Origin of the sequence: Endozoicomonas sp. ONNA1 (genome assembly GCF_024606325.1) — a bacterium.
Taxonomy (GTDB): Bacteria; Pseudomonadota; Gammaproteobacteria; order Pseudomonadales; family Endozoicomonadaceae; genus Endozoicomonas_A.
The window spans coordinates 1-5,350 of the sequence record NZ_JAHHPN010000932.1 but is presented as its reverse complement, the minus strand read 5'-3'; the positions used below and the strand labels follow the sequence as shown (position 1 = coordinate 5,350).

General features: G+C 46.6%; 3 protein-coding genes and 1 pseudogene. 3 read left to right on the top strand and 1 reads right to left on the bottom strand.

Annotation, left to right across the window (positions count from 1 at the left end):
- Both KDK19_RS22300 and KDK19_RS22295 read left to right on the top strand, forming a co-directional pair.
- Window positions 1-709, top strand: a pseudogene (locus tag KDK19_RS22300) (F0F1 ATP synthase subunit beta); the annotation flags it as partial.
- 103 nt (window positions 710-812) lie between these two features.
- Complete coding sequence (locus KDK19_RS22295) at window positions 813-1,238, top strand: F0F1 ATP synthase subunit epsilon (RefSeq protein ID WP_062260759.1); 426 nt, start codon at window positions 813-815, stop codon at window positions 1,236-1,238.
- A 77-nt stretch (window positions 1,239-1,315) separates the two neighbouring features.
- Here KDK19_RS22295 and KDK19_RS22290 read toward each other — a convergent pair whose 3' ends face one another.
- Complete coding sequence (locus KDK19_RS22290) at window positions 1,316-3,718, bottom strand: hypothetical protein (protein ID WP_257281895.1); 2,403 nt, start codon at window positions 3,716-3,718, stop codon at window positions 1,316-1,318.
- Between the two features lie 427 nt (window positions 3,719-4,145).
- Between KDK19_RS22290 and KDK19_RS22285 the strand changes: the two genes are divergently transcribed.
- Window positions 4,146-5,342: a hypothetical protein gene (locus tag KDK19_RS22285; RefSeq protein ID WP_257292981.1), complete on the top strand. Its 1,197-nt coding sequence runs from the start codon at window positions 4,146-4,148 to the stop codon at window positions 5,340-5,342.
- The last annotated feature ends 8 nt before the right edge of the window (window positions 5,343-5,350 follow it).

The window sequence follows — 5,350 nt, the reverse complement described above, 5'->3', positions numbered from 1 at the left end:
GACTATGGCTGAAAAATTCCGTGACGAAGGTCGTGACGTACTGCTGTTCATCGACAACATCTATCGTTACACCCTGGCGGGTACTGAAGTTTCTGCTCTGCTGGGTCGTATGCCCTCTGCGGTAGGTTACCAGCCAACTCTGGCGGAAGAGATGGGTGTCCTGCAGGAGCGTATTACTTCTACCAAGACCGGTTCCATCACCTCTATCCAGGCCGTATACGTACCAGCGGATGACTTGACTGACCCGTCTCCGGCGACCACCTTCTCGCACCTTGATGCGACAGTCGTTTTGAGTCGTGACATCGCCTCCAAGGGTATCTACCCTGCGATCGACCCTCTGGACTCTACTTCCCGTCAGCTGGATCCTCTGGTCATCGGTCAGGATCACTACGACGTAGCTCGTGGTGTACAGACTGTATTGCAGCGTTATAAAGAGCTGAAAGATATCATTGCGATTCTGGGTATGGATGAACTGTCTGAAACCGACAAACAGACCGTAACCCGTGCTCGTAAGATTGAGCGTTTCCTGTCTCAGCCGTTCTTTGTCGCGGAAGTTTTCACCGGCGCGCCTGGTAAGTACGTTTCCCTAAAAGACACCATCAGTGCCTTCAAGGGGATTCTGGCTGGTGAATACGATCACCTGCCTGAACAGGCATTCTATATGGTCGGTGGAATCGACGAAGCGATCGAGAAAGCCAAGTCCATGTAATGTCCGGGGCGCTCTGTTTTTCATGAGCGTCACCCCGCACCGGAAATGGCTCCTGCATTTCCGGTTTAACGTTCATTCGTGAACATAAGAGGAGGTGACACAAATGGCGATCACGGTTCACTGTGACATCGTTAGCGCCGAGGAGGAGATCTTCTCCGGACTGGTAGAGATGGTTATTGCTACCGGTTCTCTGGGTGATTTGGGTATTGCCCCCGGACACGCGCCTCTGCTGACTGATCTGAACCCGGGACCAATCCGCCTGATCACTCAGGGTGGTGAAGAAGAAGTGTTCTACATCTCAGGTGGATTTCTGGAAGTGCAGCCTAATCAGGTTAAGGTTCTGGCTGACACGGCCCTGCGTGCAGACGATATGGATGAGCTTGCTGCTGAAGAAGCCAAGAAACTGGCTGAACAGGAGCTGACTAATCAGAGCGGAGAGTTTGATTACTCCCGTGCGGCAACCCAGTTGGCTGAAGCTGCTGCCCAGCTCCGTACTCTGCAGGCCATTCGCAAGAAGCTTGGTAAATAAGCAACTTGCGTCTTATAAAAAAAACCCGGTTGATTCCGGGTTTTTTTTGCCTGAAAAAATGAAGTATTTTGTCTTTCTTATTGTGCCATTAAAAATCGGAGCCCGTTGCTCCCTAAGTTATTTTCCAGAGATGGAACATCAGTCAATTCGTCAGCATTAATGTTGTTGGGTTGCCAGGAGAACGGATCTTCGTGATAGGCATAAGTCCAGTGGTTTGTATTGATGAATACTAACATCAACGCATTATCAATATATTGAGGTGTATCGGCAGGGTTAATCTCTTCCGGCTGGCCCTGGTTCCATACGGTCACCTGCAAATCAGGGCTATGGTTGAATTGCGGGTGTATTACAACAACTCTTCTGCCGAATGCCAGAGAAGCGAAGGCAGCCATGGATATATCCACCCAGCCCTCTGGCCCGTCCGATGATATTTGGGCTAAAAGCTCTGGGGCTAAAGACATAATGCTTTCGGGAACATAGCCCTGATAGCTTGAGGGGGAGGCAAGATAGTTTTGTAACTCACGCCTGACGCTTTCTTCATCGTAATCGGGTAATTGCTGTGCCAGTGCATGGGTAAAACAGTGTCCATCGCCGGGAGTATCGCCCAATGTCAGCTGTTTTTGTTCGAGAAATTCATTGAGTTGCCGGGTATATTCAGACCCATCTGTGGTCTTCGTGTTGAGTGTTTGATGAATAGCTGATAGCCGGTTCGCAATATCTTCACGGGCCAGGTGGTTAAATATGAATTTTCTTTGATAACCGTCTATGTAATGCATATGGGGATGAACCGTTGCGTTGCCAATGCCAATCGCATGAAAGATTGATACCCAGAGTGCGGTGTGCAGGGGAGAGTAGCTATAAGCAGCAATGAAGTTTACGACATCAATCTCACTGTAACCGGGGCGCAGAAAACCAATGCTGAACATCACTTGCAGCATTTTCGAAATGCTCAGGTCGTCCGTGCCAAGGCTGGCAACCCCTTCATTAAGCAACTCAGGTGCTGTTATTGGAGAGTTAACAACAACCTCCTTGATTCCTTCTGGAAGTCTTTCTTTACCCGCGCTGATCATAAAGAATCCCCGGGGTTTTTCGCTGTCATTCCTGCTGCGATGATCGGCGTTGAGACCTGTGAAATCAGGTGTCGATGTAAAAGGGAAGACTTGGTTTTCTGTGCTACGCCCTTGCTGTTGGGCTTGCCCGTTTTTATATTTGTTCGCAGAGTTTTTCAGAGCCGAATAGCTGACTGCACTCAGCATAACAAAATCCTGGGGGTTAAAAGCCAGCTGTGTCTCATTGTGATCCGGTAAAAGTCGGACTAAAGCATAAATACTTGATATGTGCCGGTTGACAAATAGTCTCAGGGCTTTCTCCTGTTCCCGTACAAATTTCCGTTGCCGTTCCAACTCCAGGTCCGGGTCCTGCATCCACCTCTTTGTCCGTCTCCGTTGCAGAAGGATAAGTGGGTCCATGTAAGTTGATTTTATGATTTCAAACACTGCTACCTTTAGTTGAATGACCGAGCTGGATAATTTATGCATTTCCCAGGCAGCCAATTCGGTCTCGGCATTGGCTGGCTTCTGTTTAATAATGTCTAACAGGTCAGCTGTTGTCATATTGTCGAAATGAGTGGTACTGAGTTCTTGTGATAAACGTTCAAAAAGATCAGCCAGGGTGAAATCCTCACCCAGGCCAAGCGCATCGACGAGCCTCCCAACGAAACCTTCTTCCTGATGTGTCAACGCTATCAATTTTTTTTCTGATTCCTGATCGCTACTTTCTGCCTGATCTGACTGCATTGGACCACAAACGGGTGATACCGAATAGGCCAGGAGAAAGTCGCTTGGCGGTTTCGGTACAGAGTCCTCATTGTTAAGGAGCATAAGCCTTATTTGTATAGCCATTGAATAAAGCTCTGACGTATTGTCACGTCTTGAAAAAAAACCGGGCAGCGGATGAATAATGTCTGAATTAAGAAGCTGTATCAGTTTTTCGGGGTATTCAGTGAAGTACTGAAAAAGTAGCCCGGTTATATCTGTTTTATCTTCAACGTCTCTACGATCAACGTAATGCCAGAAAGAAGGAGTGGCGTTGGGATCTTCAGGTTCATATTCAAGCAGGTCGTGAAGGCTTAACACGTTAGAGGCCTGAGTTGCAAAGCGTACGGTCGACTTTTCCAGTTCAAGGTAGTTATACGTTTTTTTATTGTAATCACACCTTGTCAGATCCTCCCTTACGTGAGTGTAAAAATTAAAATTGTCTCTGCATCTCGACCACAGGGCAAAAATATAGGTTGCAGGCAATACGTTTCTAGCTGAATCAGCATCATGGCCGCTTTTAATCTGCAGATAGATATCCAGCAGTTTTTTTCTTACCAGCTGGTAAGAGTGCTTCTGTTCCTCATTTCCTGCCTGAACCGGAGAGGCTGTATACAAAAGAGCGAGTACAAGTGCTTTAAATTGACTTTTTTTTTGATGCAACACTTATTAGTAGAGCTTTTGTTAACGCTGCCCATCAGTTTTTTAATAACCATAGTACCTTAATAGCCTGTTTATGATTTTACTTCAGGTTGCCAATTATAGTTGAACTTTATAAGAATTAATTTTTATTGAATCAGCTTAAAATCTCGTAATTTGAGAACGGGGATGTAAGCTCGGCTTGCAAAGTAAACGCCCTGTGCTAACTTTTCCCCGTCAGGCGTTTTTAGTGATTACTCTACCTGACAGGAAAAGAAAAATACCTTCCGTTTTCTGTTCGTGTTTTTCAAAAATCCGAGGGTTGGGGCAGATTGCCGAACAAGGCGTATCCCGATATTGGGTAAGTGATACATGCGGTCGTGTATGACGGCCTGGTTGTAGGAATTCTCGTTGTTTAGGTCAGGGAGGATCTCAACGTCAAGGAGCTTAAAGTATGAAACGAGTTTTACGGGCTTTACCCGTATCGTTGTTGTCCATTCTCATCACTTACGATGGTATAGTTTTTGCGGTTGAGCAAGGCATCGGATTGCGTACGTACGCGTATTCAGAACAATCAAGAAATAAAAAGCTTTATGAGGCGCTGGCGGCTTCGGGTGTGTTATTTTTTGCAGCAGGTTACATGATCGGGGTTGCTTCCTCGATACAAGTTTTAGGCCACGCGAAAGCAGAGACAAAAAATCCCGATCATTTCCCATTACGTCAGAGTAATGTCAGCGGTAATTTAAGCGAACTGTTGCAAGCCACGTCGGCTCCCCGGGAGTATCAGAAAACAATTATCGATCAATACAATCTAGTTCCATTTAGTATTAGCGAGGATAACTATGTTGATCCAGAGAAAAAGCTGAAGTATCTGTGGGCAGGAGCGACTTTCCTTGATACCAATTCCCTGCACCTTGTTGATAATGCCGACCTCCAACCAGCACTATTTCCATTGAACACAGCCTATGATCCGGCTTATCCCTATGGATCTGCAACCCAATTTTGTATTTCTCCATTGCCGGCACCTTTCACCAAAAAGTTCCGCTGCAATGATCAGCAACTGACCGGGTTCTGTCGAGTCAAGTTTATGTTGAATGGCAAAACCAGTACCTTGGTTGGTATGCTGGCCAATACACCCGATAACGTCAGCGGATGCCTTTTGTCGAGTCGAAAACAAGATTATTTCCTGGAATCTTTGGGGGATGAAACTTTGCTACCCAGAGACATTTTGGTCACTGACAAAAAGTATTATCAGATCAATGTTACTTATGACAAAGTCTCCTACCGATTTCAGGAATCGCCCGGGCAACCAGTAACCTTTGCATCAGAAGTGATGCTGTCTGGAAGCCTGCGTCATGAAAGCTTGTGTAAAAACGACGCCAGCCCCGGAACCGAATGGTACAACGATGGGGCTCATAGCGGTGGGTATGGATGCGCAGGCCTGACAGCCGAAGCAAACCCGGCGGGCGATATATCTCACTTTGTTCCTGTTCGGCAGAAGGCCCATAAAAGCAGACAATCTTCCGTGATATGGCAGAAAGTGCCATCACAAGAGAATAAAGGGGCAATTAAAACTGAAGTTCAGGAATACTTTTGCTCCCCCAGAAAACCGTATAAAGAATTTATTCTGGGCTCACTGGCCGGGGAGTGATCCAATAA

Bases quoted from the DNA above. Each gene is read 5' to 3' on its own strand.
- KDK19_RS22295 (WP_062260759.1), top strand. From the start codon at position 813: ATGGCGATCACGGTTCACTGTGACATCGTTAGCGCCGAGGAGGAGATC.
- KDK19_RS22285 (WP_257292981.1), top strand. From the start codon at position 4,146: ATGAAACGAGTTTTACGGGCTTTACCCGTATCGTTGTTGTCCATTCTC.